Genomic DNA, 26732 nt, shown 5'->3' with positions numbered 1-26732 from the left:
ACCGCCGCACGCCGGGCAACAGGGCCGTGCCCACACCTGCCCCACACTGACCCCACACCGCCGCGCCCTGCAAGCGGGCCGCTCAACCCGCCTGACCGCGCGGGTGGTGCGCGGCGTGCAAGGCTTTGAGCCGCTCACGCGCCACGTGGGTGTAGATGGTGGTGGTCGAGATGTCGGCATGGCCCAGCAGCAGCTGCACCACGCGCAAATCGGCCCCGTGGTTGAGCAGGTGCGTGGCAAACGCATGGCGCAGCGTGTGGGGCGACAGCGGCGCCACGATGCCCGCCACCGCGGCCCATTTCTTCACGATCATCCAGAAGGCCACGCGCGTCATGGCTGCGCCGCGCTGGGTGACGAACAGGTCGTCGGTGAGCTGCCCGCCCAGGATGGCGCCGCGCGCGTCCTGCAGGTAGCGCACCAGCCAGGCGTGGGCCTCCTGGCCAAAGGGCACCAGCCGCTCTTTGCGGCCCTTGCCCACCACGCGCAGCACGCCTTCGGCCAGGCTCACCTGGTAGGTCTTGAGCGTCACCAGCTCGGTCACGCGCAGGCCGCTGGCGTACATCAGCTCCAGCATGGCGCGGTCGCGCACGCCCAGCGGCTGGCCCAGGTCGGGCGCGGCCAGCAGGGCCTCCACCTGCGCCTGCGACAGCGACTTGGGCACGCGCAACGGCTGGCGCGCGGCCTCCAGCCGCAGCGTGGGGTCTGCGGCGATGCGCCGCTCGCGCAGCGCCCAGCGGAAGTAGCGGCGCAGCACGGTGAGGCGGCGGTTGGCGCTGGTGGCGCGCGTGTGCGCATGGCGGGCCGCAAAGTAGGCCTGCAGGTGGTGCTCGGCTGTCTGATCCAGGGCCAGCGCAGGCTGCTGCTGCGCAAGCCACTGGGCGTACAGCGTCAGGTCGCGCCGGTAGGCGGCCAGCGTGTTGCGCACCAGGCCGTCCTCGAGCCACAGCGCGTCCACAAAGGCGTCGATGGCATCGGCACTGGCCGCAGGCAGCGGACTGTCGCCCAAGGCGACGGGTAGCGGGGGCAGCGGATGTTCAGGCGGCGCAACAGCGGGCATACAGCGGGTGGGAGCCAACAAAAAGGCCATCCGCCCGGCAGGACGGATGGCCGATGATGGCACGGATGCAGCGGCCGCATGGCGGCCGCAGGTGCCGTCAGTCGAGCTTGAGCTTCTGCTCGTCGACGACCTTCTTGTAGACGTCGAATTCGGCCTTGATCTGCGCGCCGAACTGCTCGGGCGTGTTGGCCACGATGATCGAGCCCGTGTCTTCAATGCGCTTGCGCACGGCCGGGTCTTCAAGCGCCTTGCGCACGCCGGCGTTGATCTTGTCCACCACGTCACGCGGCAGACCCTTGGGGCCCACGATGCCGTAGTAGGCCAGGCGGTTCACGGGCTCCAGCCCCACTTCCTTGAAGGTGGGCACGTTGGGCAGTGCAGCCAGGCGCTGCGGTGCGGCCACCACGATGGGCACCAGGCGGTTGTCGCGGATGAAGGGCAGCGCGGAGGGCAGGTTGTCAAAAATCATCGGCACCTGGCCGGCCACGGTGTCGTTCAGGGCCGGGCCCGCACCGCGGTACGGAATGTGCGTGATGAAGGTGCCGCTCAGGTTCTTGTACAGCTCCATCTGCAGGTGGCCGATGCCGCCCGTGCCCGAGGACGAGTACGAGTACTTGCCCGGCGACTTCTTGAGCTCGGCCACGAAGCCCTTGTAGTCCTTGGCCGGAAAGCTTGGGTGCACCGCGATCACGTTGGGCGTGGCCGCGATGTTGATGATGGGTGTGAAGTCCGTCAGCGGGTTGTACGGCGTCTTGGGGTTGATGGCGGGGTTGGCTGCGGTGGTGGACACGGTGGCCACGCCCAGCGAATAGCCATCGGGCGCGGACTTGGCCGTCTCGCCTGCGCCGATGATGCCGCCCCCGCCGGCGCGGTTTTCGACGATCACGTTCTGGCCCAGCGCCTTGCCCAGCGGGTCGGCGATGGTGCGGGCGATGATGTCGGTGGTACCACCCGGTGCAAAGGGCACGACCAGCTTGATGGGCTTGTTCGGATAACCCTGGGCTGCGGCAGAACCCGCTGCCGTGGCCAGTGCGAGTGCCAGCCAGTGACGACGTTGCATGACGTTCTCTCCTTGGTTGATGGAAGGTGGGCCGATGGTATGCGCAACGCAAATCCCTACAGACTGTGGATACCACATAAGGGTGAACCCTCACGCGCGGCGCGGCCCTCGGGTATTCTCGGCGGGTGAACTATGCCCAGCTGCTGCTTCCGGACTTCTCGCTCATCCTGCTGGGCTACCTGCTCTGCCGCTTCACCCCGCTGAACCGCGCGGTGTGGCAGCCGGTGGAGAGCCTGGTGTACTACCTGCTCTTTCCGGTGCTGCTGTTCCAGTCGATCGTCAAAAGCCCGGTGGACCTGGCCGCCACCTCGGGGCTGATCGGCGCGGGCCTGCTGGCGGCCCTGAGCGGCATTGCGCTGGCCTACAGCCTGCCCTGGTGGCCCGTGCTGGGCCGTCACATCGACCGGCGCGACCACGCGGCCAGCGCGCAGGTGGCGTTCCGCTTCAACTCCTTCATTGGCTTGGCCATAGCCGAGCGCCTGGCGGGCGGCCAGGGCGTGCAGCTCATTGCGGTGCTGATCGGCGTGTGTGTGCCGCTGTTCAACATGGCCGCGGTATGGCCCATGGCGCGCCACGGCCAGCAGGGCTTTGTGCGTGAGCTGCTGCGCAACCCGCTGATCCTGGCCACGGTGTCCGGGCTGGTGGCCAACCTGCTGGGCTTTCGCATTCCCGAATGGATGGCGCCTACGGTGAGCCGCATCAGCGCGTCGTCGCTCGCGCTCGGGCTCATGGCCGCGGGCGCGGGCATGCAGTTGGGACAACTGGCGCGCGGGCGTTCGCTCAGCGTGGCCGTGCTTACGCTGCGCCATCTGGTGCAGCCCCTCATCGGCCTGGCCATGGCGCGCCTGTTTGGCCTGAGCCCGGTACAGACGACGGTGCTGCTCGCCTTCACGGCGCTGCCCACGGCATCCACCTGCTATGTGCTGGCCGCGCGCATGGGCTACAACGGCGCGTACGTGGCCGGGCTGGTCACCTTGTCCACCCTGCTGGGGGTGGTGAGCCTGCCGTTTGCTTTGGGAGTGTTGCGATGAAGCCCCCCCTGCCCACCCGCCGGCGTGTGCTGGCCACGGCCGCCGCCGCAGTGCTGGCACCGACACTCGCGCTGCTGGCCGGTTGCGGCCGCAAGCCGCCCCAGCAGTCTGCGCTGCCCGCCGGGGCCACGGTGCTGGTGCTGGGCGATTCGCTCACATCGGGCGTAGGTACCACGCCCGAGGCCGCCTACCCCGCGCTGCTGCAGCAACGCACCGGCTGGCAGGTGGTCAACGCCGGGGTGTCGGGCAACACCAGCGCCCAGGGGCGCGAGCGGCTCGGCCCGCTGCTGGCGCAGCACAAGCCGGCACTGGTCATCGTGGGCCTGGGCGGCAACGATTTTCTGCGGCGCGTGTCCACGGCCGAAACCCGCGAGCACCTGCGCGCCATCGTGCAGGCCAGCCGCGATGCCGACGCCCAGGTGCTGCTGGTGGCCGTGCCCGCGCCCTCGCTGCTAGCCGCGGCAGGGCATCTTCAGGATCATGCGCTCTACGCCGAACTGGCCGACGCACTGCAGGTGCCGCTGCATGCCAAGGGCTGGTCCGAGGTGCTGTCGGACGAGCGCCTGCGCGCCGATGCAATCCACGCCAACAGCGCAGGCCATACGCGCTTTGCCGAGGGGCTGGAGCAGACACTGCGCCGCGTGGGCTGGTGGCGCTGAAACCCGCCGCCCCATCGGTTCGCTATTGATTTGATAGCTGCTCGTGCTTGTATTTCAGGCACGAACGGCCAATTTCGCTTGTAATACGGCGAGCTCAATCCGTCGCATCCGCCTGCGCCAGCGCCCAGGCCACATGCTCGCGCACCAGCGCGCTCGGGTGGTCGGCACGCGCCTGCAGCGCGGTGCGCACCGCCTGGCGCTGCCCATCATCGGCACTGGCCCGCAGCGCGTTGCCCAGCGCCACGGCCAGGTTGCGCAGCCAGCGCTCATGTCCGATGCGGCGGATGGGACTGCCCTCGGTGCGCTGCAAAAAGGTGGCTTCGTCCCAGGCCCACAGCGTCAGCAGACCCGCGCCGGTCAGCCCGGGGCGCGGGTCGAAGTCGGGCAAGGGGCTGGCCTTGGCAAACTTGTTCCAGGGGCACACGAGCTGGCAGTCGTCGCAGCCGTAGATGCGGTTGCCCATCAGCGGGCGCAGCGCTTCGTCGATGGGCCCGGGGTGTTCGATGGTCAGGTACGAAATGCAGCGCCGCGCGTCCACCCGGTGCGGGGCCACGATGGCCCCGGTGGGGCAGGCCGTGATGCAGGCCGTGCACTGGCCGCAGTGGGCCGTGACCGCCGGTGTGGGCGGCAGGGCCAGGTCCACATAAATCTCGCCCAGAAAGAACATGGAGCCCGCCTCGCGGTGCAGCACCAGGGTGTGCTTGCCGCGCCAGCCCTGGCCGCTGCGTGAGGCCAGTTCGGCTTCGAGCACGGGGGCCGAATCGGTGAACACGCGGTGGCCGAACGGCCCTACCGTGGCGGCGATGCGGTCGGCCAGCTTTTGCAGGCGGCTGCGCAGCACCTTGTGGTAGTCGCGCCCCCGGGCATAGAGCGAGACCACGGCCTCGTGCGGTTGCGCCAGGCGGGCCAGCTCGCGCTGCTGCCAGGTGGCCATGCCAGCGACGCTGCCCGGTGCGGTGTCGAGAGTGTCTGACACAGCATCGGCCCGGGCTGTGGCAGCATCCACCCCGGGCTGCAGGCTGATGCGCGGCAGATAGTCCATGCGCGCAGTGATCACGCTGACCGTGCCGGGCACCAGCTCGGCCGGGCGGGCGCGGCGCAGGCCGTGGGCCTGCATGTAGTGCATTTCGCCATGAAAGCCCGCGTCCAGCCACTGCAGCAATCCGGGCTCGGCAGAGGACAAATCGATCCCGGCCACACCGATTTGGGAGAATCCCAGCTCGCGTGCCCACTCCTGCACCTGAGGAACGAGTTGACTGCTGCACCACATACCGGCTCGATTGTAGAAAGCCCCCCCAGCCGCACCTGGGTGTGCGCGGACGAAGACGCCACCGCCGCGCTGGCCGCGCAGCTCGCGCGCCAGCCCGGGCTGCGCGGCGCCTACCTCACGCTACACGGCAACCTGGGCGCGGGCAAGACCACGCTGGTGCGCCACCTGCTGCGCGCACTCGGCATCACCGGCCGCATCAAGAGCCCGACCTATGCCGTGGTCGAACCCCACGAAGCGCCGGACGGCCTGGCCATCTGGCACTTCGACTTCTACCGCTTTGACGATCCGCGCGAGTGGGAAGACGCGGGCTTTCGCGACATTTTTGCGAGCCCTGGCCTGAAGCTGGCCGAATGGCCCGACAAGGCCGCAGGCCTGGCCCCGCCGGCCGACCTGCAGATTGCACTGGAGGCATTGGGCGAGACCGAGCGGCGCATCACCCTCACGGCCGGCACAGCGCTGGGCCGTGGCCTGCTGGCGGAGCTGGCCGCATGAGCCAGCGCCCCCTCGCACCCACACCGCCCACACCCGCCCACACCGCCTGGGCAACCGACGGCCCGCCGCCGTCTGCCGGGCTGGCCCCGCGCGGCACCACGCGCCGCGCGCTGCTGCGGGGCGGCACGCTGGTGCTGCTGCTGGGCACACAGCACATCGCCTGGGGCGCGACCATTCTGGCCGTGCGCGTGTGGCCGGCAGCCGACTATTCGCGCGTGACCATCGAATCCGACGGCAAGCTGGTGGCGCGCCAGTTTTTCGTGACCACGCCGCCGCGCCTGGCGGTGGACATCGAAGGCATCGACCTCAGCCCCGAATTGCGCGAACTGGTGGCCAAGGTCAAACCCGACGACCCGAACATTGCCGGTATCCGCGTGGGGCAGAACGCCCCGGGCGTGGTGCGCCTGGTGGTGGACTTGAAACAGCCCGCCAAGCCCCAGGTGTTTTCGCTGCCGCCGGTGGCCGCCTACCAGCACCGCCTGGTGTTCGACCTGTACCCGGCCGACCCGCCGGACCCGCTGGAGGCGCTGATCGCCGAGCGCCTGCGCGAAACCGCACCAGCAGCCCCCGTTGCGGCTGCACCGACGGCCCCCACGCCCCCTGGGCCAGGCCCCGCAGCGGCCACGGCCCCGCTGGGCATGACGCCTGCCCCGGCTGCCACCGGCAGCGCCGCAGCGCGCGCCCCGTCCTCCGGCAGCGCAACCGACCCGCTGGGCGACTGGATCGCACAGCGCCAGGGCGGTAGCGCGGGCACCGATGCGCCCGGCCCGGCCGCCGCAGCGCCCGCCCTCTCGCCAGCAAGCCCACCCGTGGCCGTGGCCCAGCGGCCCGGCGCAGCGCCCGCACCCGGGGCCCCGCGCGCCACCGCCACCCAGACCGACCGCATCATCATCGTGGCGATCGACCCTGGCCACGGCGGCGAAGACCCGGGCGCCATCGGCCCGGCCGGCACACGCGAAAAGGACGTGGTGCTGCGCGTGGCACGCCTGCTGCGCGACCGCATCAATGCCACCAGCGTGGGCGGCAACCCCATGCGCGCCGTGATGACGCGCGACGCCGACTTCTTCGTGCCGCTGCATGTGCGCGTGGACAAGGCCCGCCGCGTGCAGGCCGACCTGTTTGTGAGCATCCACGCCGACGCCTTCACCACCCCCGCGGCGCGCGGGGCGAGCGTTTTTGCGCTCAGCGAAGGCGGCGCGTCGAGCACGGCCGCGCGCTGGCTGGCCAACAAGGAAAACCAGGCCGACCTGGTGGGCGGCATCAACGTGCAGAGCCAGGACCGGCATGTGCAGCGCGCGCTGCTGGACATGAGCACCACGGCCCAGATCAACGACAGCCTCAAGCTCGGCACGGCGCTGCTGGGCGAGATCGGCCGCATCGGCCGCTTGCACAAGCCGCGGGTGGAACAGGCGGGTTTTGCCGTGCTCAAGGCCCCAGACATTCCGAGTGTGCTGGTCGAGACGGCGTTCATCAGCAACCCCGAAGAAGAGGCCCGCCTGCGCAGCCCTGAATACCAGGAACAGATGGCCGACGCGCTGCTGCGCGGCATCGTGCGCTACTTCGCGCGCAACCCGCCGCTGGCGCGCAGCCGCTCGGTGTAAGGCTGGGCGCGGGCGGAATGCGGGCCGCCCACACGCGACTGCCGCAAGCCAGCGCCCGCTGGCCGCGGGGCGCGGCACGCAGGTCTGGCGCCCCGTGCCTCGTGCAAAGCTACGCCCCGCGCCGCGGACCACACGGCCCCTCGCACCTGTGCAGTCGGGCTGCCGGGGGCACGGCTCGGGCACCCAATCAGGGCGTGCCGCGGCCGGTGCCAGTTCCTCGGCAAGGCCGAAGGGCCAAGCACCAAAAAGGCTGCTCGTGCTTTCAAATCAAGCACGAGCAGCTATCAATTTAATAGCAAATCGACTCAGCCCTTGTGTAGGGGGGCCAATGGCACACCCTGCGGGTCAATGTCGGCGGGCCCCCTGTCGGCAAGGCTGCTTGCGAGCAGGGACCACGGCAGGCGGGCGGACACGGACGCTGCGGACAGCGGTGAGGGCGGTTGCGTCAGCGCACGACCAGTCCGTGCGGCACCGCTCACCCCAGGGGCGTTGCCAGGCTACTGGGGGCCGTCCCAGACCACGCAGGTCTCTCCCGTCCGCTCGCACCGCCCGTTCTCCCCACGCAAGGCCATGCTCTGCCCCACGCAGCCGACCTGGCATATCGCCGCCTGTGTGGCCGCAGCGGCCACAGATCGCTGTGCGGCTTCGCCCTCGGTCATGCAAGCCGCGACCGTGCCGTCCGGGCAGGGCCTGGCCACAGCGGCCAGTGCCTGCGCCAGCCCCAGCGAGCGCGAGAGCTGGGCCACCTGCTCGGTCAGGCGTTCGATCTGCCGCCCCATGGCTCGGCGTCGCGCGCCCCCGGGCGTGACCGCTTGCAAGGCCTGCAGGTCAGCGCGCAGCCAGGCCGCTTCGGTGGTGCGCAGCAGCAGCTGCACCCGGGTGCGCAAGAGTTCAACCTGCACGGCGATGAGCTGGCGCTGCTGCTGCTCCAGCGCGGCGCTGCAACGCCGCTGCGCCTGTGCCAGATGGCGGCACAAGGCCTCATGTTCGGTGGCAAGGAAAGCCATGTTGCGGACCTCATAAATGAGAATAATTCTCATCCAATGGTACAATCCAGGGCCTGGGCCTCCAAAGGTCGGACCCTTTCCGTGGTGGGGAGAATGCCACGGGGCCCGCAGGCCTGCGCCTGGGGCCCCGTGGAGGGTTCGCCGCACCGGCGCGGACCAGGCCCGCACCGGTGGTGCTATCAGGGATGGGCCGCCGCTGCGGCCATGCGGCGGGCGCTCCAGCGGCGGATCACGCGCGGCACGATGAGCACGGCCAGCACGACGATCAGCAGCGTGAGCGAGCCCGGGCGTTCGATGAAGATGGTCCACTTGCCCTCGCCGATCGACACGGCGTTGCGCAGCTGGGCCTCGGCCAGCGGGCCCAGAATCATGCCCACCACCACCGGCGCCGCCGGGAAGTCGAAACGCCGCATCACCACCCCGAGCAGGCCAATGGCGTATAGCAGCACCAGATCAAACGCGCTCTGGCGCATGCCGTACACCCCCAGCGTGGCAAACACCAGAATGCCCGCATACAGGTAGCTCTTGGGAATGCGCAGCAGCTTGACCCACAGGCCCACGAGCGGCAGATTCAGAATCAGCAGCATGATGTTGCCGATGTACATGGATGCGATCAGCGCCCACACCAGCGCGGCGTTCTTGTCGAACAGTTGCGGGCCGGGCTGAATGCCGTAGTTCTGGAACGCGCCCAGCAAGATGGCCGTGGTGTTGGACGTAGGAATGCCCAGCGTGAGCAGCGGGATCAGCGTGGCCGTGATGGCCGCGTTGTTGGCCGCCTCGGGTCCCGCCACGCCCTCAATGGCACCCGTGGTGCCAAACTCTTCCTTGTGCGGGCTCAGCTTTTTCTCGGTCGCGTAGCTCAGGAAGGTCGGGATCTCGCTGCCCCCGGCCGGCACGGTGCCGAACGGAAAGCCGATGAAGGTGGCGCGCAGCCACGCGGGCCACGAGCGCTTCCACTCGGCGCGCGTCATGTGCGTGCTGGTCAGCTTGTTCTGCGTCTCGACCGTGCGGCCTTCGTACAGCACGTTGTAGAGCGCCTCCCCCACGGCAAACAGGCCCACGGCAATCAGCACGACTTCGATGCCGTCCATGAGCTCAGGCACGCCGGCGGTGTAGCGCACCTGGCCGGTGATCTGGTCCATGCCCACCAGGCCCATGGCCAGGCCCACGAACAAGGCCACCATGCCGCGCAGCGTGCTCTTGCCAAGCACTGCGCTCACCGTGGTGAAAGCCAGCACCATGAGCATGAAGTACTCGGGCGGCCCGAGGCGCACCGCGTACTCGGCCACGATGGGCGCAAAGAAAGTCACGAGCACCGTGGCGATGGTGCCCGCCACAAACGAGCCGATGGCCGCGGTGGCCAGGGCCGCACCGGCGCGCCCGTTCTTGGCCATCTTGTTGCCCTCCATGGCGGTGACCATGGAGCCTGCCTCGCCCGGCGTGTTCAGCAGGATGGAGGTGGTCGAGCCACCGTACATGGCCCCGTAGTAGATGCCGGCAAAGAAGATCATCGAGGCCGTGGCCTCGACCTTCACGGTGATGGGCAGCAGCATGGCCACCGCCACGGCGGGGCCGATGCCCGGCAGCACACCGACGGCGGTGCCGATCATGCAGCCGACAAAGGCCCACAGCAGGTTGACAGGGGTGGCGGCAGTGGCAAAGCCCTGCAGCAGAAGGTTCCAGGTTTCCATGGCAGTCCAGGCGTCAGAGCCATCCGGTAGAGGTGAGGCCCGGCAGGTTGATCGCGAGCATCTTGGTGAACATCCAGTACACAGGGGCCGCTACGGCCACGCCGATCAGCGTGTCGCGCAACCAGGCCACCGGACGCAAGTCGAGCCGCCCCTCGGCGCTGCGAAAGCCGCGCACCGCCAGCACAAAACACAGCGCGCAGCTCAGGATGAAGCCCAGCGTGGTGATCAGCGCGGCATTGAGCAGCAGCCCGGCCGACACCCACACAAAGCCAGCCCAGTGCGCACGCGCGTCGCCCGAGCCCTCTTCCAGATCGCGAAAACCGCCGGTGCGGGCATGGAGCACGCACAGCACGCCGCACACCAGCAGCACGGCACTGACCACCCAGGGCAGGAAGTTCGGCCCCACGCCGCCGTAGCCGGCATCCGAAGGCAAGGTGGACGCGCCCCAGCCCAGGCCCAGGGCCAGCAGCACCACGCCCAGGCCCACCAGGGTCTGCAAGGTCGGAGATCGGGAAGAGTGTTCGGTCATGGCATCAGCCTCCAGGGCGCAAGCGCCCAAAAAAAAGACCGCGGGGGCAGCCGCCGCACCAACGGCGGCCGCACTCGGCGCGGCCAACCCTGAGGGTGGAAAAACGGGCGTCAGATCATGCCGGACTTGACCATCGTGGCACGCAGGCTCGCAAACTCAGAATCCACGAAGTTGGCGAACTCGTCGCCGGCCAGCCAGGCGGGCGTCCAGCCGTTCTTCTCCATCGCGTCCTGCCAGCTCTTGTGCTTGAAGGTCTTGGTCAGGGCTTCGATCAGGTCCTTGCGCTGTGCCGCCGTGATGCCCGGAGCGCCGTACACGCCGCGCCAGTTGCCGATCTCGACGTTGATGCCCTGTTCTTTGAGCGTGGGTACGTTCACCCCCTTGAGGCGCGCACCCGACGTCACGCCAATGGCGCGCATCTTGCCGGCTGCGATGTATTCAGCGAACTCGCTGTAGCCGCTGCCGCCGATGGTGACGTTGCCACCCAGGATGGCGGCCGTGGCCTCTCCGCCCCCACGGAACGCCACGTAGTTGATCTTGGCAGGGTCCACGCCCACTTCACGCGCGATCATGGCGGCCGCAATGTGCTCGGTGGAGCCGCGCGAACCGCCGCCCCACTTGACGCTGCCCGGGTCCTTGCGCAGCTGGTCCACCACGTCCTTCATGGTCTTGAAGGGCGAGTTGGCCGGCAGGACGAACACGTTGTATTCGCTGGTCAGGCGGGCCAGCGGCGTGACCTTGTCCAGACCCACCGGCGGCTTGCCGGTGATGATGCCGCCCACCATCACAGCGCCCATCACCATCAGCGCATTCGGATCGCCCTTGGCCGAATTGACGAACTGGGCCAGGCCGATCGCACCGGCAGCGCCGCCCTTGTTGTCGTAGGTAACGGAGCTGGCCACCCCGGCTTCCTGCATGGCCTTGCCCAGAGCGCGGCCCGTGGTGTCCCAGCCACCGCCCGGGTTGGCCGGCACCAGCATCTTGTACGCCGCGGCCGCCTGGGCCTGGGCGGCCAGAGGCAGCGCACCGGTGGCCGCCAGCGCGGCCAGGGATTTGAGGAACGTGTCGCGACGCATGGTGTCTCCTTGTGTGAACGAACGGAACGGAATGCTGTCGATGATGCGCGCGCTGCCTGTCAAACGGCTGTCCGCAGACTCAGGGAAAACACTCATCAGCCCGGCCGCTGCCGGCAGTGCTAAGGTGCCGGGCCTATGCGATTGCTGCTTGTAGAAGACGACCCCACCATGCAGACCACCCTGCAGCGTGCGCTCAGCCGCCGCGGCATGGAAGTGCACAGCAGCGGCGACGGCCTGTCCGCACTGGCCCACTGGACACAGCGTCCGCCCGATGCGGTGGTGCTCGACCTTACGCTGCCGGGGCTGGACGGCCTGCAGGTGCTGCAGCAGGCCCGCGCGCGCGGGCTGCGCACGCCGGTGCTCATCCTCACGGCGCGCGGTACCGTGGGCGACCGCGTGCTCGGGCTCAATGCGGGTGCCGACGACTACCTGGCCAAGCCGTTCGATCTGGACGAACTGGAGGCCCGTCTGCGCGCACTGGTGCGTCGTAGCAGTGCGTCCGAACCACGCTCTGCGGCAGAGAGCATGCTGCAGATCGGATCGATTCGTTATGACAAAGGCAGCGGTGCCATCTACTGCGACGGCACCATCATGGAGCTCACACCGCGCGAGCTGGCGCTGATGCACGCGCTGCTGGCGCAACCTGGCCACGCTGTTGCCAAGGAGCGGTTGTACGAGCTGGTGTTTCCGGGTCAGCTGGATGTGCAGTACGAAGCCATCGAAGTCGTGGTGTATCGCCTGCGCAAAAAACTGCAGGGCACAGGCCTGACCCTGATGACCCTGCGTGGCCTGGGCTACCTGCTGCGCGCGGACGAAACCCCATGAACCCTGCGGCCATGCGCCCACGCCCGCCGACAGCCTCGCTGCGGCGTCGGCTGCTGGCCGGCATCCTGCTGCCGGTGCTGGTGTTCATCGGTTTCAACACCTGGAGCGACTATGGCCAGACGCTCGCCTCGCTGAACACCGCCTACGACCGCACGCTGCTGGCATCGGCCAAGAGCATTGGCGAGCAACTGGATGTGCAGGGGTACGACCACGCCGCGCAGCTGCGGGCCATCGTGCCGTACTCGGCCCTGGAGGCTTTTGAAGCCGACAACCAGAGCCGCATGTTCTACCGTGTCTCCACGCTCGACGGCCAGGTGATCTCTGGATTTTCCGAGCTGCCCTTCTGGCAGGGGCGCATCCCCGACCGGCCGCCGTATGCAGCACTCGTCGATTTCTACGACGACACCTTCCGCCAGCGCCCGGTGCGTGTGGCCGTGCTGCTGCAGCCCGTGGCCAGCGCCCGGGGCCGCGGCATGGCGGTCATCCAGGTGGCCGAGACGCTGGAGGTGCGCGAAGCCCTGGCCTTGCAAACCTTGCGCAACACGCTGCTGCGCCAGGCGGTGCTGGTGCTGGTGATTGCGGTCACGGTGGTGTTCGTGGTGCAGCGCGCCACCCGGCCCGTGCGCGACCTGAGCCGCCAGCTACAAGCCCGCCGCGAAGGAGACCTGAGCCCGATCGCCGCCCCCGAAGCGCCGCGCGAGTTGCAGCCGCTGATCCTGGCCACCAACGAAGTGATGCAGCGCCTGCGGCATCTGCTGCGCCACCAGAAGCGCTTTGTGCGCGATGCGTCGCACCAGCTGCGCACCCCACTGGCAGTGCTCAAAACCCAGGTGCAATCGGCACGCCGGGGCGATGTGCCGCCCGAGCAGGCGCTGCGCGAGATTGGCGACACCGTAAACCGCGCCACCCAGCTGGCCAACCAGATGCTGGCGCTTGCCAAGGTCGAGCAACTGCGCCAACAGGCCGCGCCCCAAAGCACACGGTTCGACGACGTGCTCCGCAGCGTATCGCTGGAGCTGTCGCCCCTGATTGCCCAGCGGGATCTGGACTTCGGCATTCACACGGAGCCTGCGCTGGTGCAGGCACACGACTGGATGCTGCGCGAACTCTCGCGCAATCTGCTGCACAACGCCATACGCCACGCACCGGAGGGCAGCGAGCTGACCGTGGACCTGCGAAGCGACGGGCGGCATGCGGCCCTGACGATCAGCGACTGCGGCCCGGGCATCGACGCAGAATTGGCCGCACGGCTTTTCCAGCCGTTCTCGGCAGGCGACGTGCGCACGGGCAGCGGCCTGGGCCTTGCCATCTGCCATGAGATCGTGGCGGCACTGGGCGGCAGCATCCAGTTGCTCAACCGCGAAGAACACGGGCGAAGGCTCGGCCTGGACGCGGTGGTCCGGCTGCCCCTGACGGACGCCACGGCCACTGCGGCGGCACAATAGTCGGCATGAACGCTTCCGATTCGATGCGGCTGGACAAATGGCTCTGGTGCGCGCGTTTCTACAAGACACGCAGTCTGGCTGCCGAAGAGATTGGCAAGGGCCGGGTGACGGTGAATGGCCAGCTTTCCAAGCCCGCGCGCGATTTGCGCTGCGGCGACACCGTGGTCTTGCGACAGGGCCCGGTGGAGCGCACCGTGGTGGTGCAGGGCCTGAGCGCACAGCGCGGCCCGGCTCCGGTGGCCCAACAGCTGTACGCCGAAACGGCCGACAGCCTGGCGGAGCGCCAGCGGCAGGCAGAGCTGCGGCGCCTGGCACCGGAGCCCGCCAGCGCAATCGCCCAGGGGAGACCGACCAAGCGCGACCGGCGCGACATTGAACGCGCCCGCACCACAGGCTGGGGCGACCGCTGGAGCGCCTCACTCGAACCCTGATTGCGCGAGGACCACGGCCCTCCGGCCTGTGCAAACGTTGGAGGGTCAATCCACCTGCTTGCATGCATGCACCGCAAGGCATGAGGCCATCGCAGCACCTCCCGCTCGTTAAAAACCCCCAAAGTTTGACCAGATCTTGCCGATAAGGCTTCCAAGCGGCCTTGCTTCAGGGTCTGCGATGGCCCGGCTCTGCTCCCAGAGGCCGGGGTGTGCTGCACTTTTGGCGAGCGTTCCATGGCCCTGTCCGTGCAAAGCAACGTCGCATCGCTGCAGGCCCGGCGACAGCTGGACCTGGCGCAAAGCGCGCTTGGCACATCCTTGCAGCGGCTGTCGTCCGGTCTGCGCATCAACAGCGCCCGGGACGACGCCGCGGGCATGGCCATCTCGGAGCGGTTTACCAGCCAAATAAGGGGCCTCAACCAGGCGGCGCGCAACGCCAACGACGGGCTATCGATGGTGCAGACCGCCGAGGGCGCGCTGGGCAGCGTCACCGCCAACCTGCAGCGCATTCGCGAACTGGCGGTCCAGGCAGCCAACGGCAGCAACAGCGCATCGGACCGAAGAGCGCTTCAGGCCGAGGTGGGGCAGCTTGCGGCCGAGATTGAGCGCACGGCCTCCACGACCGAGTTCAACGGCATGCGCCTGTTCAGCTCTGGCTCTGCCAGCGCTGTGGGCGATCCGACCAAGCTGGCAGTGTTTGACGGTCTGACCAGCGTGGGCAGCTGGCTGGAAAACAGCGAACAACTGATCCGCGACTTCTATGGACTGCGAGGCGATGGCGCAGCCCTGGACATTCGCCTCAGCGGCTTCAGCGACGGGGCGGGCAATGTGGCCGCCTATGTGCAGTACACCGGTACCGACGGACAAGGCCGTGGCCTGAATCTCGTGCTGCAGATCGACCTGGCGGACTTTTCGCCCCCCAACCTGCCCGACGGAGGCTCGCCGCCCTACTACGCCGACCGGATCATTGCGCACGAGATGGTGCACGCCGTGCTGGCCCGCACCACCAATGTGGCCGCCCTGCCAGCGGCGTTCAACGAAGGTTTGGCGGAATTCATCCACGGCGCAGATGAGCGTCTGCGTGCCGACACCGCCAACGGCACCAACGTGGCCGGCATCCTGGCGGCCTACAACGCGGACGATGTGAGCGGCAGCGCTGGCTATTCGGGCGGGTACGCTGCCGTACGTTACATGCACAGTCGCATCAAAGAGGCTGGCGGCAACGGCATCAAAGATGTACTGGGCTACATGAGCCAGGTACCAGGCGCTACGCTGGACCAGGCCCTGGCCAATGCGTCGGCTGGTGCTTTCACTGGCAAGGCGGACTTCGATACACAGTTCAATGCCAATGCGGCGGCGTTTGTCGCAGCGATGGATCTCACCAACGCCGACACCGGAGCGATCGGAGGTGCCGATGTGGACGGCGGCCCGGTACGCACCGCCACCAGCACCATTGCCAATGCGGGAACGCGCTCCGGCCCCAATGCGCTGGACGGGTTTGATGAACGCTTCGAGGCCATTCCCACCGCCGGGGGTGCCACCCAGACGCTGGCCTTGCAAGTGGGCGCCAACGCGGGGCAGACGCTGGACGTGAGCACCGGGGCCATCAACCTGACGGCCCTGAACCTGCGCGAAACGCTGGACCTGACCAAGTCGCCCGCACAGGCCATCGTGGCCGTTGATCGGGCCCTGGAGTACGTGAGCGCGCAACGCGCCACCTTGGGCGCCCAAGCCTCACGACTGGAGTCGGCCATCGCCAACCTGCAGATCAGCAGCGAAACCGGCGCGGCCAGCCGCGCGCGCATCGTCGATGCCGACTTTGCAACGGAAACCGCGAGCCTGGCGCGCCAGCAGATCCTGCAACAGGCCGCCACGGCCATGGTGGCCCAGGCCAGCCAGTTGCCCCGCGGTGCGCTGGCGCTGCTGCGCCTCTGAGCAGACGTCCAACCTGACGCAGCGGGTCCGCTCGTTGCACGCCCAGCCTGAAGACGCAATCCTCGGCTACCGCTCGTGAGAGACGATCTGCGGGGCGCGCAGGCCCCAAAAAGAAAAACGCGCCACGAGGGCGCGTTTGTGTTTTGGCGGAAACGGAGGGATTCGAACCCTCGATGAGGCTCTACACCCCATACTCCCTTAGCAGGGGAGCACCTTCGGCCACTCGGTCACGTTTCCGTAGCTCGCTATTATGCCCGATTTTTCCGGGCTTTCGCCGGTGCCCAGGGGGGTTGCGGCTGTGGCGCGGCAGAGCGTTCAAAGCGCCGTCCAGTCCGTCTGGGCGGCCGGTGCCCTTGAGCGCACGGCCGCTGCAAGCCGCACCCTACGGGCACGCACGAGGCTTCACGCCCAAGAGGCGCGCATCCGACGCCGAAGACCGCGCATCCGGGCTTTATTGCGACCTCTGCAGGTACTGAGCATGGGCGCGCTCAGCGGCACGGCGCTCAAACCTCCGACCAGACGAGCACAGGTCCTTCGCGATGCACATAGCCTCGCCCCACCTTGAGATGGATGCGGTGCCCGCGTGTGGTGCAGGCGACGATCTGCGCCACAAGCGCGGCCAGCTGCGCTTCTGAAGGCGTGGTGGCGTGTTGTACGCGCAGCCAGCAGCGCAGCACATTGGCTTGCCGTGGCGCACTCAGCGCCTGCAGCCCCGCGATGGCAGGCGGAACGCCCAGCTTGGTCAGGTCGGCCTGTGCGAGCTCGTCCAGTAGTTGGGCCGCTTCGGCCGCGTGCCGGGCCGACCGCGCCATCGTCTCGCGCATGACGGGAAACGCCGCATACAACGTAGGCAGCACCTGATGGCGGATTCGATTGCGCGTGAAGCGCAGCTGCGCGTTGCTCGGATCTTCGATCCAGGACTGGCGCTGGGCCGTGAGCCAGTCGCGCACCACCGCGCCCGGCACGTTCAGCAGCGGCCGGTACCAGGAGATGCCCGCGCGCTGCCAGTGCGCCGGCATGGCGGCCAGGCCCGCCACACCGGCACCGCGGGACAGTGCCAGCAACACGGTTTCGACCTGGTCATCGGCATGCTGCGCGATTGCTACTGATTTGATAGCAAACTTTGAAGCACTGTCAAGCACAAGCCTATCAAAAGCCTGGTATCTCGCGCGGCGTGCGGCGGCTTCAGGACTCTCTCCAGGGGCGTGTTGCGCCGCCACGCGCTGTACCACCAGGGGCACGTTCATCTGCTCACAGAGCTGGCGGCAGTGCGCCTCAAAGGCATCGGCCGCCGCCTGCAGGCCGTGGTGCACATGCAGCGCCTGCACCTGACCGGGCCATCGCCGTGCACAGGCCAGCAACAGGGCCGTGGAGTCTGCTCCTCCGCTCAGGCCTACCAGCAGCGGGAGAGGGGGATCAAAGGCCTCAAGCGCTTCGTCGAAGGCACGCGTGGATGGGCCGCTCTGCGCTCCCTGCTTCCTGGTCATCGGCCTCGCCCCTGATCGCGCACCTGCATACACGCATTATCGGGCGCACCTGCTGGTACGCCCGGGCACACCACGCACCGCCTGCCGAACAGCAGGAGGCGCCGTGCGAACCAGGTTCAGGGCGCAGGCAGGCGAGCAGCGTGGCCACCACCGCGGGCGGCACTGCCTTCTTCCGACAGGCGGAAGGTGCCGACCACTTCGGACAAACGCACCGATTGGTCCTTCAGGCTTTGTGCTGCGGCAGCGCTTTCTTCGACCAGAGCGGCATTCTGCTGTGTCATCTGGTCGAGCTGCGCCACCGCCTGCCCCACCTCAGCAATGCTGGTGCTCTGCTCGTTGGTCGAAGCCGAGATTTCGGCCATGATGCGCGTCACGCGCTCCACCGACATGACGATATCGGTCATGGTCGTGCCGGCGTCGTGCACGAGGCGTGAGCCGTTTTCCACCTGCTCGACCGAGCTGACGATCAGGCTCTTGATCTCACGGGCCGCCTCGGCGCTGCGCTGCGCAAGGCTTCGCACCTCGCCGGCCACCACAGCAAAGCCACGGCCCTGCTCGCCTGCGCGGGCCGCTTCCACGGCCGCGTTCAGCGCCAGGATGTTGGTCTGGAAGGCAATGCCATCAATCACACCGATGATGTCCGAAATCTTGCGCGAGGCCGCGTTGATCTGGTCCATGGTGGTGACCACGTTGCCCACCACGGTGCCTCCGTGCTCGGCCACGGCCGAAGCCTGGGCCACGAGTTGATTGGCCTGCCGGGCCGCGTCGGCGTTGTGCCGCACGGTGTCGGTGAGCTGCTGCATCGAGGCCGACGTTTCCTCCAGGCTGGACGCAGCCATCTCGGTGCGGCTGCTCAGGTCGTGGTTGCCAGTCGCGATCTCCTCGGCTGCCAGGCGCACCGATTGGCTGGCATCGCGAATCTGTGCCAGCACATTCGAGAGCTTGCCGGCGAAGTTGTTGAAGCTGTGTGCGATCTGAGCCAACTCGTCCTCGCCCTGCGCATCGATGCGCCGCGACAAGTCTCCGTCGCCCTCACCGATGTCATGCATGGCGTCTCGTACCAACGTCAGGCGGCGCAGGCGCTGGGTGAGGATGCCCCCGAGCAGTACGACCGTCACGCCCAGCACCACGATGCTAGACACCACCGATGTCACCAGCATCGAACGGATCGGGGCGAGCGCCTCGGACTCGTCCAGCGCCACCACCAGCATCCAGGTGGTGCCTGCAATGGGCACCACAGTCAGCAGGCGCTGACGGCCGTCGATCTCGACGGGCAGCATCGCATTGCCCTTGGAGGCGGCTGCCAGCTTTTCCGACGACAGATCCTTGGACAGCTCTGTCAGTGGCTTGAGGGTCAGCGCGGCATTCGGGTGGGCGATGATCTTCCCATCGCTGGACGCCATAAAACCGAAACTTTGCGGAGTCGGCTTGACGGTGGCAACCGTGGCGACCACAGCGTCCATGTAGACATCACCCGCTGCCACGCCCTTGAGAGCGCTGCCAGCGCCCACTGGCGTGGCAAAGGTGACCACCAGCTTGCCATCCGAGGCAGAAATGTAGGGCGGCGTGATGACCGACGTCCCCGCAGCGGCCGCCTGCTTGTACCAGGGACGCGCCGTAGGGTCGTAATCAGGGGGCAGATTCCGAGTTTCAGAGAAGATGTACTTCTTGTCTGCGAAGCCGAAGTACACCGTAGAGAACTTGCCAGCGTCTCGCAGGATCGCCAGGGTCTTGACGGGGTCGGGCTCCTCAAAGGCGGCGGTGGACGCCGCAATGATCATGGCCTTGGCACGCCCCCACTCCTCGATGGTTTCCACGTGGCTCTTGGCTGTTGCCAGGCTTTCATCTGTCAGGTTCGCACGGGCTTGGCCACTGGCCACCCAAAAATTGACGACTGTCAGAACCATCAGGCCCAGCACCAGGCAGGCCGTGGAAAGCACCAGGATCTGCCCCTTGAGAGACTTGAGCATGGACATGCAGCACTCCTTCATAGACCGGGATCGGACGATCAGCCCATGCTACAACTGGTTGCAATAAGCGCGCCAGAGCGACTAACCCTGCCCCAAGACAGACGTTGGCTATCAACGACAACGGCCCCGAGGGGCCGTTGGTGACTGCGCAGAAACAAGACCCTCGGGCGGGCCGGGGCAATCAGCGCCCGTCCGCCTTGGTGTCGGTGAAGCGTCCGTAGCTCTGCAGACGTTCGTAGCGGCGGTCGAGCAGTTCCTTGGGTTTGAGATCGGACACTTGGCGGAAAGCATCTCCGAGCGCGCGCTTGAGAAACGCCGCCATTTGCTTGTGGTCGCGGTGGGCACCGCCCACGGGCTCGTTCACGATCTTGTCCACCAGCCCCAGCGCCTTGAGTCGGTGCGCCGTGATACCGAGGGCGTCGGCGGCTTCCTGGGCCTTGTCGCTGGTCTTCCAGAGGATGGACGCGCAGCCCTCCGGACTGATCACGGAATACACCGAGTACTGCAGCATCAGCACCTGGTCGGCCACGCTGATGGCCAGCGCGCCGCCCGAGCCACCTTCGCCGATGATGGTGGTGATGATGGGCACTTCGAGCTGCGCCATCTCGAAGATGTTGCGGCCGATGGCTTCGGACTGACCACGCTCTTCCGCATCAATGCCGGGAAACGCACCGGGGGTGTCCACGAAGGTGAACACCGGCAGCCTGAACTTCTCGGCCGTCTTCATCAGCCGCAGGGCCTTGCGGTAGCCCTCGGGACGCGTCATACCAAAGTTGCGCGCGGTACGCTCCTTGGTATCGCGCCCCTTTTGGTGACCGACCACCATGCAGGCATGGCCGTTGAAGCGGGCCAGACCGCCCACGATGGACAGGTCATCGGAAAAGTGCCGATCACCGTGCATCTCCACAAAATCGCTGAAGATCTCGCGCACGTAGTCCAGCGTGTACGGGCGCTCCGCATGGCGTGCGATCTTGGTGATCTGCCAGGGCGAGAGGTCGCTGTAGATGTCCTTGGTCAGCTGCAGGCTTTTCTTGCTGAGCTGGTCGATCTCTTCCGAGATGTCTACCGCGCTTTCGGTCTGCACGTAGCGCAGTTCTTCGATTTTGGCTTCGAGTTCGGCAATCGGCTGCTCGAAGTCCAGAAATGTCTTTTTCGCCAACTTGTTCTCCTTGTTCCGCAGGGCGTCAGGGGTGGCAGGTGCTCGCGCCAGCGGCCCTGCACGTCCTGAAGGTCAGTACGTGACCGGCAGCGGATCGAGCGACCGCCAAATATACCAAGTCGCCACACTGCACCAGGGCTTCCAGGCCTCGGCCACCTCGCGCGCATCGCTGCGGCTGACCGGGTCTCCCGAGAAGTAATTCTGGCTGATGCCGTTGATCAGCCCCACATCGTCCAGGGGCAGCACATTCGGGCGCATCAGATGGAAGATCAGAAACATCTCCGCCGTCCATCGGCCAATCCCCCGGATGGCCACCAGTTCCTGGATGATGGCCTCGTCGTCCATGGACGCCCAATCCATCACATGCAGACGGCCATCGTCAAAGTGCAGCGCCAAGTCGACGAGGTAGTCCACCTTGCGCGCCGACAGGCCCGCGGCGCGCATGTCGTCCACCTTGAGCCGCAGCAAGGCCGCCGGCTGCACCACCGGCAGCAGCAGGCTGAAGCGATCCCACACCGTCTGGGCCGCCTTCACCGAAATCTGCTGTCCGACAATGCTTCGCGCCAGCGTGACAAAGGCATCGCCCCGCGTCTGCAGCCGCGCATCACCGAACTGAGGGATCAGGCGCTTCATCACCCGGTCCTTGCGCATCAGGTGCTTGCAGGCGTCGGCCCAGTAGGCAGGCGTTGCCGCTTCGCCTGGAGTAGCGCCGATGGCAGCGGGCGCGGCCGCTGGAGTCGCGCTTTTCTTAGCAGGAGCCATGTATGCCTTCGGCGTTCGATGCGGTGCGCGCGGGCTGTGCCGAGCGCGGGGTCACTGCGCAGCCTCCCAGGTGGTGCCTGCCGCCGAGTCCTTGAGCACGATGCCACGGGCCAGCAGTTCCTGCCGAATACGGTCCGCCTCTGCGTAGTTCTTGGCCGCTTTGGCGGCCGCACGGGCTGCAATCTGTGCCGCGATCTCAGATTCGTCCAGCGCGGTCGCGCCGGCACGCAAGAAGGCCTTGGGCTCGCCCTGCAGGATGCCCAGGCAAGCGCCCAGCGCGCGCAGCAGCCCCGACGATTGCGGTGACCGCGTCTTGTTCACCTCGCTCGCCAGATCAAACAAAACCGCCATGGCTTCAGGGGTGCCAAAGTCTTCGTCCATGGCCGCCTGGAAACGTGCGGCATACGGGTCGGTCCAATCAATGGCCGCGAGCGGCGCTGGCGGCACCAGATCAAGCGCCGTGTAGAGGCGCTTCAAGGCCTGCCGAGCATCGTCCAGATGCGCATCGCTGTAGTTGAGCGGGCTGCGGTAGTGAGCCCGCACGATGAAGAAGCGCACCGTTTCGGCGTCGTACTTCGCCAGCACGTCGCGGATGGTGAAGAAGTTGCCGAGCGACTTGCTCATCTTCTCGTTGTCCACGCGCACAAAACCGTTGTGCATCCAGAACCGCGCCAAAGGCTGTCCGTTGGCGCCTTCGCTCTGGGCGATCTCGTTTTCGTGGTGCGGAAATTGCAGATCGGCACCGCCGCCGTGGATGTCAAAACTTTCCCCGAGCGTGGCGCAGCTCATGGCCGAGCACTCGATGTGCCAGCCCGGGCGACCGGCGCCAAACGGACTTTCCCACTTGGCTTCCGGGGGCTCCTCCGCTTTGGCGGCCTTCCAGAGCACGAAATCCAAGGGATCCTCTTTCCCATCCAGCACGGCCACACGCTCACCCGCACGCAGTTCGTCGAGGCTCTTGCCCGACAGCTTGCCGTACCCGGCAAACTTGCGCACCGCGTAGTTCACGTCGCCACTGCCGGCACGGTAGGCCAGGCCCTTTTCTTCCAGCCGGCCAATCAGCGACAGCATCTGTGGCACGTACTCGGTGGCACGCGGCTCCACCGAAGGCGGCTCAATGCCCAGCGCGCCAATGTCCGCGTGCATGGCGGCGATCATCTCGTCGGTGAGCTGGCGAATCGTAATTCCGCGTTCCAGCGCCCGCTTGATGATCTTGTCGTCAATGTCGGTAATGTTGCGCACATAGGTCACGCGCAGCCCCCGGGCCTTGAGCCAGCGCTGAACGACATCAAAGGCCATCATCATGCGCGCGTGGCCGATGTGGCACAGGTCGTAGATGGTCATGCCGCAGACGTACATGCGGACATGGCCGGGCTCGAGCGGGGAAAAATCCTCCAGGGCACGCGTGAGCGTGTTGTAAATGCGCAGACTCATGGGGAAAGGGCTCGGAAACAGGGAGGACGAGGGTGCGCAGGCACAACAGACAACGCTGACGCAGATCCCTCAAGAGGCTGCGCCCACACAGGCGCCCGGCGCGATCCGCGGCCCGCCACAGCGCTGTGGCACGACACCCCCTCAGCTACAATCCGCCGCAGTATAAAGCCCCGGGCCGCGGCCCTGCCGACCCTGTCCGATCTCCATGAAGCACGCCCCCCAACTTCACAGAATCCTGCGCCTGCTGGCACTGTCGGCCCTCGTGAGCACGGGCGTGGCCCACGCCGACGACTACAGCGAGATCACGCAACTGCTCCGATCGGGCAAGGCTGCCGAAGCGTTGGCCAGGGCCGAGCAACGTTTGTCCAGCGCACCGCGCGACCCGCAACTGCGCTTTCTGCGCGGTGTGGCGCTGGCCGATTCCGGCAAGCCCGCCGAAGCGATTGCCACGTTCACCAAGCTCACGGAAGAGTACCCGGAGTTGCCCGAGCCGTACAACAACCTGGCGGTACTGTACGCCAGCCAGAACCAGCTCGACAAGGCACGCACGGCGCTTGAAATGGCGATCCGCACCAACCCAAGCTATGCGACCGCACACGAGAATCTGGGTGACATCTACGCCAAGCTGGCCAGCCAAGCCTACAGCAAGGCCCTGCAACTGGATGCCAACCAGGCATCGGTACGTCCCAAGCTGGCCCTGATCCGCGAATTGTTCTCGGCCGATGCGGCGAACCGCACTGCCCGTGCGGGTGCGGCGGCTCCAGCCGCGACGCGCGCACCGGTTGCGGCACCGGCCGCCGCTCCTGTGCCGGCTGCAGCGCCCGCCCCTGCGGTGGTGGCCAAAGCACCTGCGCCCGCCCCGGCACCGGTGGCGGCTACGCCCGCTGCCGCAGCTCCAGCTGCCAGCGCTACCGCCGCAGCACCTGCTCCTGCGCCCGCACCGGCGCCGAGCCCGGCCCCCGCAGCAGCAGACAACGACATTCAGGAAGTGAACGCCGCCGTGCGCGCCTGGGCCCGTGCGTGGTCTGCCAAAGACATGAAGGGGTATCTGGCTGCCTACGGCAAGGACTTTGACCCCCCAGGCTCCATGAGCCGATCGGCCTGGGAAAAGGAACGCGAGGCACGCATCATGGGCAAGTCGCGCATCTCGGTCCAGTTGTCAGATCTGGCCATCACGGTCAACGGCAACAAGGCCACCGCCCGTTTCCGGCAGGCCTACAGCGCGGACTCGCTCAACGTGACGAGCCGCAAGACGCTTGATCTCGTGCAGGCCAACGGCCGCTGGGTCATCGTTCGGGAGTCCACTGGCGGCTGAGCTGCGGGCTACCGGCCTTCCGGGCAAAGCCCCTCTTTTGAGTTTGCATGACCGAGGTCACCCGATCCGCTCTACAGCTGGCGGGCCTGCTGGCGCTGGGCGCCGTGCTGGCACTGCCCGCACAGGCACGCCAGTCGCGGGAACGCACTGAGTCGCCCGCCCCCACCAATGCGTCTGCGCTGCGCGACGGGCAGGCTGAACAGCGCCTGCTGCAGGTGTATCGCCTGACGGCCGAAGGTCGCTCGCGCGAAGCGCTGGTCGAGGCTGAGGCCCTGGTGCGCGACCACCCCAACTTCCAGCTTGCGCAGCTCGCGCTGGGCGACTTGCTGGCTGCGCGCATCCGCCCTGTGCGGCGCGTGGGCGACGTGCCGGAGCCCGACACCAGCCGCGCCAGCGAGGCCGCCGCCGTGCTGGATGAATTGCGCATCGAATCGCTGCAGCGCGTGCAGGCTCACAAGGCACGTCCTGCCCTGGGTACGCTGCCTGCGCAGTTTCTGGAACTCCCTGCACGCACCCGCCACGCGATCGCTGTCGACACCTCGCGGTCGCGCCTGTACCTGTTTGAGAATTCAGCCTCGGGTCTGCGACTGGTGGCGGACTACTACGTGTCGGTGGGCAAGCTGGGCATCGACAAGAACGTGGAAGGCGACCAGCGCACGCCGTTGGGGGTGTACTTCATCACCAGCCGTCTCGACCCCGACACACTGCGCGACTTCTACGGTGTGGGTGCGCTGCCCATCAATTATCCCAACCCGCTCGATCAAGCCCGGGGCAAGACGGGCAGCGGCATCTGGCTGCACGGCACGCCGCCCGAACAGTTCGCGCGCGCACCGCTGGCCACAGACGGCTGCCTCGTCCTGGCCAACCCCGATCTGGAGCGCCTGCTGCGCATGGTGGAGCCACGCAGCACGCCGGTGGTGATTGCCCGCCAGCTGCAGTGGGTGACGCCCCGCGATGTGCAGGCACAGCGCCAATCATTCGACAGCGTGCTGGAGGCCTGGCGATCGGCCAAGTCCGCTGGTGACATGCAGCGGCTGCTGACCTTTTATGCGTCGGATTTTCAGAGCAACCGCAAGAAAAGCCTGGCCGACTGGGCGCCCGTGCTGCAAGCCGAGGCTCGTGCACTCAAGGGACGCGAAATCGAGCTCAAAGACAAGTCCCTGCTGCGCTGGACGGATTCCGCCGAAACGATGGTGGTAACGTTCGGCGAAGTCGCACGCGGTGCCCGCACGGGCACCGTCAAGCGCCAGTATTGGATACGGCGTGGCCAACAATGGCAGATCTTTTTTGAAGGAGTGATTGGATGATTTCCAGACGACAGACCACGCTGCGCCTTGCGGCCGCCGTGCTCGCCGCCGCCTGCGGGATGGGCGCGGTCCATGCCCAGGACGCACCGCGCGTGAAGCTGGTGACCTCGCTGGGTGAGATCGTGGTGGAACTCAACCCCGCCAAGGCGCCGAAATCGGTCGAGAACTTCCTGCAATACGTGAAGGACAAGCACTACGACGGCACGGTGTTCCACCGCGTGATCGACGGCTTCATGATCCAGGGCGGTGGCTTCACCATGGACCTGGTGCAAAAACCCACCCGTGCGCCCATTCCGCTCGAAGCGAACAACGGCCTGAAGAACGACACCTACACCATCGCCATGGCGCGCACGCCCGCGCCCAACTCGGCCACCTCGCAGTTCTTCATCAACGTGAAGAACAACGACATGCTCAACGCCCCGCAGCCCGATGGCCACGGCTATGCCGTGTTCGGCAAAGTGGTGGAAGGCACGGCCGTGGTGGACAAGATCAAGGCCGTGCCCACGGGCAACCGCGGCATGCACCAGAACGTGCCCACCACGCCGGTGGTCATCCAGTCGGCCACGCTGCTTGCCAAGTAAGCGACGCCTGCTTCCATTCCCTGTCACCGAATTCCAGAGGTTTCCATGAGCAATCCCCAAGTCGAACTGCACATCACCGGCCACGGCGTCATCACGCTCGAACTCGACGCCGCCAAAGCGCCGAAGTCGGTCGAGAACTTTCTCTCGTACGTGAACAAGGGCCACTACAACAACACCGTCTTCCACCGCGTGATCAACGGCTTCATGATCCAGGGCGGCGGCTTCGAGCCCGGCATGCAGCAAAAAGGCACGGATGCGCCGATCCAGAACGAAGCCAACAACGGCCTGAAGAACGACAAGTACACGATCGCCATGGCCCGTACGAGCGACCCGCACTCGGCCACGGCCCAGTTCTTCATCAACGTGGCCGACAACGGCTTTCTGAACCACACCGCCCCCTCGGCCCAAGGCTGGGGCTACGCCGTTTTCGGCAAGGTGGTCAAGGGCACCGAAATCGTCGATGCGATCAAGGGCGTGAAGACCGGCCGCAAGGGCTTCCACGACGACGTGCCCAAGGACGACGTGATCATCGAAAAGGCTGTCGCCCTGTGATCCTGGCCCTGGGCGGGCGTGCGGCCTGCGCCGCGGCCCGGCTCCGGGGCCGCCAT

Annotated in this window: 24 protein-coding genes and 1 tRNA gene; 12 read left to right on the top strand and 13 right to left on the bottom strand. The window is 67.2% G+C overall.

The window, feature by feature from the left end; genetic code table 11:
* Positions 1-82: 82 nt before the first annotated feature.
* Together xerD and ABD866_RS14630 are read right to left on the bottom strand one after the other, a co-directional pair.
* Positions 83-1087 carry a site-specific tyrosine recombinase XerD gene (gene xerD, locus ABD866_RS14635; RefSeq protein ID WP_425549596.1) on the bottom strand — a complete coding sequence of 335 codons (1005 nt, stop codon included), beginning with the start codon at positions 1085-1087 and terminating at the stop codon, positions 83-85.
* Between the two features lie 67 nt (positions 1088-1154).
* Positions 1155-2117 carry a tripartite tricarboxylate transporter substrate binding protein BugE gene (locus ABD866_RS14630; RefSeq protein ID WP_345066698.1) on the bottom strand — a complete coding sequence of 321 codons (963 nt, stop codon included), beginning with the start codon at positions 2115-2117 and terminating at the stop codon, positions 1155-1157.
* A 125-nt stretch (positions 2118-2242) separates the two neighbouring features.
* On the opposite strand from ABD866_RS14630, the gene ABD866_RS14625 reads away from it, so the two are divergent.
* Both ABD866_RS14625 and ABD866_RS14620 read left to right on the top strand, forming a co-directional pair.
* On the top strand, positions 2243-3148 hold the full coding sequence (locus ABD866_RS14625; protein ID WP_345066695.1) for an AEC family transporter: 906 nt from the start codon (positions 2243-2245) through the stop codon (positions 3146-3148).
* The gene (locus tag ABD866_RS14620) at positions 3145-3807 is read left to right on the top strand and encodes an arylesterase (protein ID WP_345066692.1); all 663 of its coding nucleotides are present in this window, start codon (positions 3145-3147) and stop codon (positions 3805-3807) included. The genes ABD866_RS14625 and ABD866_RS14620 overlap by 4 nt, the downstream gene beginning before the upstream one ends.
* A gap of 94 nt (positions 3808-3901) precedes the next feature.
* On the opposite strand, the gene queG is transcribed toward ABD866_RS14620, so the two are convergent.
* Positions 3902-5077 (bottom strand): tRNA epoxyqueuosine(34) reductase QueG, encoded by a 1176-nt coding sequence (gene queG / locus ABD866_RS14615; RefSeq protein WP_345066690.1) that lies wholly within the window; start codon positions 5075-5077, stop codon positions 3902-3904.
* On the opposite strand from queG, the gene tsaE reads away from it, so the two are divergent.
* Together tsaE and ABD866_RS14605 are read left to right on the top strand one after the other, a co-directional pair.
* Positions 5060-5569 (top strand): tRNA (adenosine(37)-N6)-threonylcarbamoyltransferase complex ATPase subunit type 1 TsaE, encoded by a 510-nt coding sequence (gene tsaE / locus ABD866_RS14610; RefSeq protein WP_345066688.1) that lies wholly within the window; start codon positions 5060-5062, stop codon positions 5567-5569. The two genes, queG and tsaE, sit on opposite strands and share 18 nt — an antisense overlap.
* Complete coding sequence (locus ABD866_RS14605; protein WP_345066685.1) at positions 5566-7170, top strand: N-acetylmuramoyl-L-alanine amidase; 1605 nt, start codon at positions 5566-5568, stop codon at positions 7168-7170. Before tsaE ends, ABD866_RS14605 begins: the two co-directional genes overlap by 4 nt.
* Before the next feature lie 497 nt (positions 7171-7667).
* Here the strand turns inward: ABD866_RS14605 and ABD866_RS14600 are convergent, their stop codons facing one another.
* The 4 genes from ABD866_RS14600 to ABD866_RS14585 all read right to left on the bottom strand — a co-directional run bounded on the left by ABD866_RS14600 (position 7668) and on the right by ABD866_RS14585 (position 11473).
* The gene (locus ABD866_RS14600) at positions 7668-8177 is read right to left on the bottom strand and encodes a hypothetical protein (protein WP_345066682.1); all 510 of its coding nucleotides are present in this window, start codon (positions 8175-8177) and stop codon (positions 7668-7670) included.
* Between the two features lie 179 nt (positions 8178-8356).
* Positions 8357-9868 carry a tripartite tricarboxylate transporter permease gene (locus tag ABD866_RS14595; protein WP_345066679.1) on the bottom strand — a complete coding sequence of 504 codons (1512 nt, stop codon included), beginning with the start codon at positions 9866-9868 and terminating at the stop codon, positions 8357-8359.
* 13 nt (positions 9869-9881) lie between these two features.
* A complete protein-coding gene (locus ABD866_RS14590) occupies positions 9882-10397 on the bottom strand; it encodes a tripartite tricarboxylate transporter TctB family protein (protein ID WP_345066676.1) in 516 nt (171 codons plus the stop codon).
* A 110-nt stretch (positions 10398-10507) separates the two neighbouring features.
* Positions 10508-11473 carry a Bug family tripartite tricarboxylate transporter substrate binding protein gene (locus ABD866_RS14585; protein WP_345066674.1) on the bottom strand — a complete coding sequence of 322 codons (966 nt, stop codon included), beginning with the start codon at positions 11471-11473 and terminating at the stop codon, positions 10508-10510.
* A gap of 135 nt (positions 11474-11608) precedes the next feature.
* Between ABD866_RS14585 and ABD866_RS14580 the strand changes: the two genes are divergently transcribed.
* The 4 genes from ABD866_RS14580 to ABD866_RS14565 all read left to right on the top strand — a co-directional run bounded on the left by ABD866_RS14580 (position 11609) and on the right by ABD866_RS14565 (position 16109).
* Positions 11609-12298: a response regulator transcription factor gene (locus tag ABD866_RS14580; RefSeq protein WP_425549595.1), complete on the top strand. Its 690-nt coding sequence runs from the start codon at positions 11609-11611 to the stop codon at positions 12296-12298.
* Positions 12295-13743, top strand: coding sequence for a sensor histidine kinase (locus tag ABD866_RS14575; RefSeq protein WP_345066668.1), 1449 nt, complete (start codon positions 12295-12297; stop codon positions 13741-13743). Before ABD866_RS14580 ends, ABD866_RS14575 begins: the two co-directional genes overlap by 4 nt.
* Positions 13744-13748: 5 nt before the next feature.
* Positions 13749-14174 carry an RNA-binding S4 domain-containing protein gene (locus tag ABD866_RS14570; protein WP_345066665.1) on the top strand — a complete coding sequence of 142 codons (426 nt, stop codon included), beginning with the start codon at positions 13749-13751 and terminating at the stop codon, positions 14172-14174.
* A gap of 234 nt (positions 14175-14408) precedes the next feature.
* Positions 14409-16109, top strand: a complete 1701-nt coding sequence (locus ABD866_RS14565) for a flagellinolysin (RefSeq protein WP_345066662.1) — start codon at positions 14409-14411, stop codon at positions 16107-16109.
* Positions 16110-16253: 144 nt separating this feature from the next.
* On the opposite strand, the gene ABD866_RS14560 is transcribed toward ABD866_RS14565, so the two are convergent.
* The 6 genes from ABD866_RS14560 to cysS all read right to left on the bottom strand — a co-directional run bounded on the left by ABD866_RS14560 (position 16254) and on the right by cysS (position 22921).
* Positions 16254-16346: transfer RNA gene (locus ABD866_RS14560), tRNA-Ser, on the bottom strand.
* A gap of 266 nt (positions 16347-16612) precedes the next feature.
* Positions 16613-17596: a tRNA lysidine(34) synthetase TilS gene (gene tilS / locus ABD866_RS14555; RefSeq protein WP_345066658.1), complete on the bottom strand. Its 984-nt coding sequence runs from the start codon at positions 17594-17596 to the stop codon at positions 16613-16615.
* A gap of 116 nt (positions 17597-17712) precedes the next feature.
* Positions 17713-19572 carry a methyl-accepting chemotaxis protein gene (locus ABD866_RS14550; protein ID WP_345066656.1) on the bottom strand — a complete coding sequence of 620 codons (1860 nt, stop codon included), beginning with the start codon at positions 19570-19572 and terminating at the stop codon, positions 17713-17715.
* A gap of 175 nt (positions 19573-19747) precedes the next feature.
* On the bottom strand, positions 19748-20725 hold the full coding sequence (locus ABD866_RS14545) for an acetyl-CoA carboxylase carboxyltransferase subunit alpha (protein ID WP_345066653.1): 978 nt from the start codon (positions 20723-20725) through the stop codon (positions 19748-19750).
* A 72-nt stretch (positions 20726-20797) separates the two neighbouring features.
* Complete coding sequence (locus ABD866_RS14540; RefSeq protein WP_345066650.1) at positions 20798-21487, bottom strand: DNA-3-methyladenine glycosylase family protein; 690 nt, start codon at positions 21485-21487, stop codon at positions 20798-20800.
* A gap of 51 nt (positions 21488-21538) precedes the next feature.
* Entirely contained in the window at positions 21539-22921 is a 1383-nt protein-coding gene (cysS, locus tag ABD866_RS14535; RefSeq protein ID WP_345066647.1) for a cysteine--tRNA ligase, read from the bottom strand.
* Positions 22922-23126: 205 nt separating this feature from the next.
* Between cysS and ABD866_RS14530 the strand changes: the two genes are divergently transcribed.
* The 4 genes from ABD866_RS14530 to ABD866_RS14515 are packed head-to-tail and all read left to right on the top strand — an operon-like array spanning position 23127 to position 26676.
* Positions 23127-24236, top strand: a complete 1110-nt coding sequence (locus ABD866_RS14530) for a L,D-transpeptidase Cds6 family protein (RefSeq protein ID WP_345066644.1) — start codon at positions 23127-23129, stop codon at positions 24234-24236.
* 47 nt (positions 24237-24283) lie between these two features.
* A complete protein-coding gene (locus ABD866_RS14525; RefSeq protein ID WP_345066641.1) occupies positions 24284-25543 on the top strand; it encodes a L,D-transpeptidase family protein in 1260 nt (419 codons plus the stop codon).
* Complete coding sequence (locus tag ABD866_RS14520) at positions 25540-26124, top strand: peptidylprolyl isomerase (RefSeq protein WP_345066639.1); 585 nt, start codon at positions 25540-25542, stop codon at positions 26122-26124. The genes ABD866_RS14525 and ABD866_RS14520 overlap by 4 nt, the downstream gene beginning before the upstream one ends.
* A gap of 45 nt (positions 26125-26169) precedes the next feature.
* Complete coding sequence (locus ABD866_RS14515; protein WP_345066636.1) at positions 26170-26676, top strand: peptidylprolyl isomerase; 507 nt, start codon at positions 26170-26172, stop codon at positions 26674-26676.
* Positions 26677-26732 lie beyond the last annotated feature (56 nt).

The sequence above is a fragment of the Acidovorax lacteus genome (assembly GCF_039540375.1).
Lineage (GTDB): Bacteria > Pseudomonadota > Gammaproteobacteria > Burkholderiales > Burkholderiaceae_C > Acidovorax_G > Acidovorax_G lacteus.
This window is presented reverse-complemented; position numbering and strand designations above follow the sequence as displayed.

What these genes read in the sequence shown, in the direction of transcription:
- xerD (WP_425549596.1), bottom strand. Translation starts at nt 1,087, where the DNA reads ATGGCCTTTTTGTTGGCTCCCACCCGCTGTATGCCCGCTGTTGCGCCG.
- ABD866_RS14630 (WP_345066698.1), bottom strand. Translation starts at nt 2,117, where the DNA reads ATGCAACGTCGTCACTGGCTGGCACTCGCACTGGCCACGGCAGCGGGT.
- ABD866_RS14620 (WP_345066692.1), top strand. Translation starts at nt 3,145, where the DNA reads ATGAAGCCCCCCCTGCCCACCCGCCGGCGTGTGCTGGCCACGGCCGCC.
- queG (WP_345066690.1), bottom strand. Translation starts at nt 5,077, where the DNA reads ATGTGGTGCAGCAGTCAACTCGTTCCTCAGGTGCAGGAGTGGGCACGC.
- ABD866_RS14605 (WP_345066685.1), top strand. Translation starts at nt 5,566, where the DNA reads ATGAGCCAGCGCCCCCTCGCACCCACACCGCCCACACCCGCCCACACC.
- ABD866_RS14600 (WP_345066682.1), bottom strand. Translation starts at nt 8,177, where the DNA reads ATGGCTTTCCTTGCCACCGAACATGAGGCCTTGTGCCGCCATCTGGCA.
- ABD866_RS14595 (WP_345066679.1), bottom strand. Translation starts at nt 9,868, where the DNA reads ATGGAAACCTGGAACCTTCTGCTGCAGGGCTTTGCCACTGCCGCCACC.
- ABD866_RS14590 (WP_345066676.1), bottom strand. Translation starts at nt 10,397, where the DNA reads ATGACCGAACACTCTTCCCGATCTCCGACCTTGCAGACCCTGGTGGGC.
- ABD866_RS14585 (WP_345066674.1), bottom strand. Translation starts at nt 11,473, where the DNA reads ATGCGTCGCGACACGTTCCTCAAATCCCTGGCCGCGCTGGCGGCCACC.
- ABD866_RS14580 (WP_425549595.1), top strand. Translation starts at nt 11,609, where the DNA reads ATGCGATTGCTGCTTGTAGAAGACGACCCCACCATGCAGACCACCCTG.
- ABD866_RS14575 (WP_345066668.1), top strand. Translation starts at nt 12,295, where the DNA reads ATGAACCCTGCGGCCATGCGCCCACGCCCGCCGACAGCCTCGCTGCGG.
- ABD866_RS14570 (WP_345066665.1), top strand. Translation starts at nt 13,749, where the DNA reads ATGAACGCTTCCGATTCGATGCGGCTGGACAAATGGCTCTGGTGCGCG.
- ABD866_RS14565 (WP_345066662.1), top strand. Translation starts at nt 14,409, where the DNA reads ATGGCCCTGTCCGTGCAAAGCAACGTCGCATCGCTGCAGGCCCGGCGA.
- tilS (WP_345066658.1), bottom strand. Translation starts at nt 17,596, where the DNA reads ATGACCAGGAAGCAGGGAGCGCAGAGCGGCCCATCCACGCGTGCCTTC.
- ABD866_RS14550 (WP_345066656.1), bottom strand. Translation starts at nt 19,572, where the DNA reads ATGTCCATGCTCAAGTCTCTCAAGGGGCAGATCCTGGTGCTTTCCACG.
- ABD866_RS14540 (WP_345066650.1), bottom strand. Translation starts at nt 21,487, where the DNA reads ATGGCTCCTGCTAAGAAAAGCGCGACTCCAGCGGCCGCGCCCGCTGCC.
- cysS (WP_345066647.1), bottom strand. Translation starts at nt 22,921, where the DNA reads ATGAGTCTGCGCATTTACAACACGCTCACGCGTGCCCTGGAGGATTTT.
- ABD866_RS14530 (WP_345066644.1), top strand. Translation starts at nt 23,127, where the DNA reads ATGAAGCACGCCCCCCAACTTCACAGAATCCTGCGCCTGCTGGCACTG.
- ABD866_RS14525 (WP_345066641.1), top strand. Translation starts at nt 24,284, where the DNA reads ATGACCGAGGTCACCCGATCCGCTCTACAGCTGGCGGGCCTGCTGGCG.
- ABD866_RS14520 (WP_345066639.1), top strand. Translation starts at nt 25,540, where the DNA reads ATGATTTCCAGACGACAGACCACGCTGCGCCTTGCGGCCGCCGTGCTC.
- ABD866_RS14515 (WP_345066636.1), top strand. Translation starts at nt 26,170, where the DNA reads ATGAGCAATCCCCAAGTCGAACTGCACATCACCGGCCACGGCGTCATC.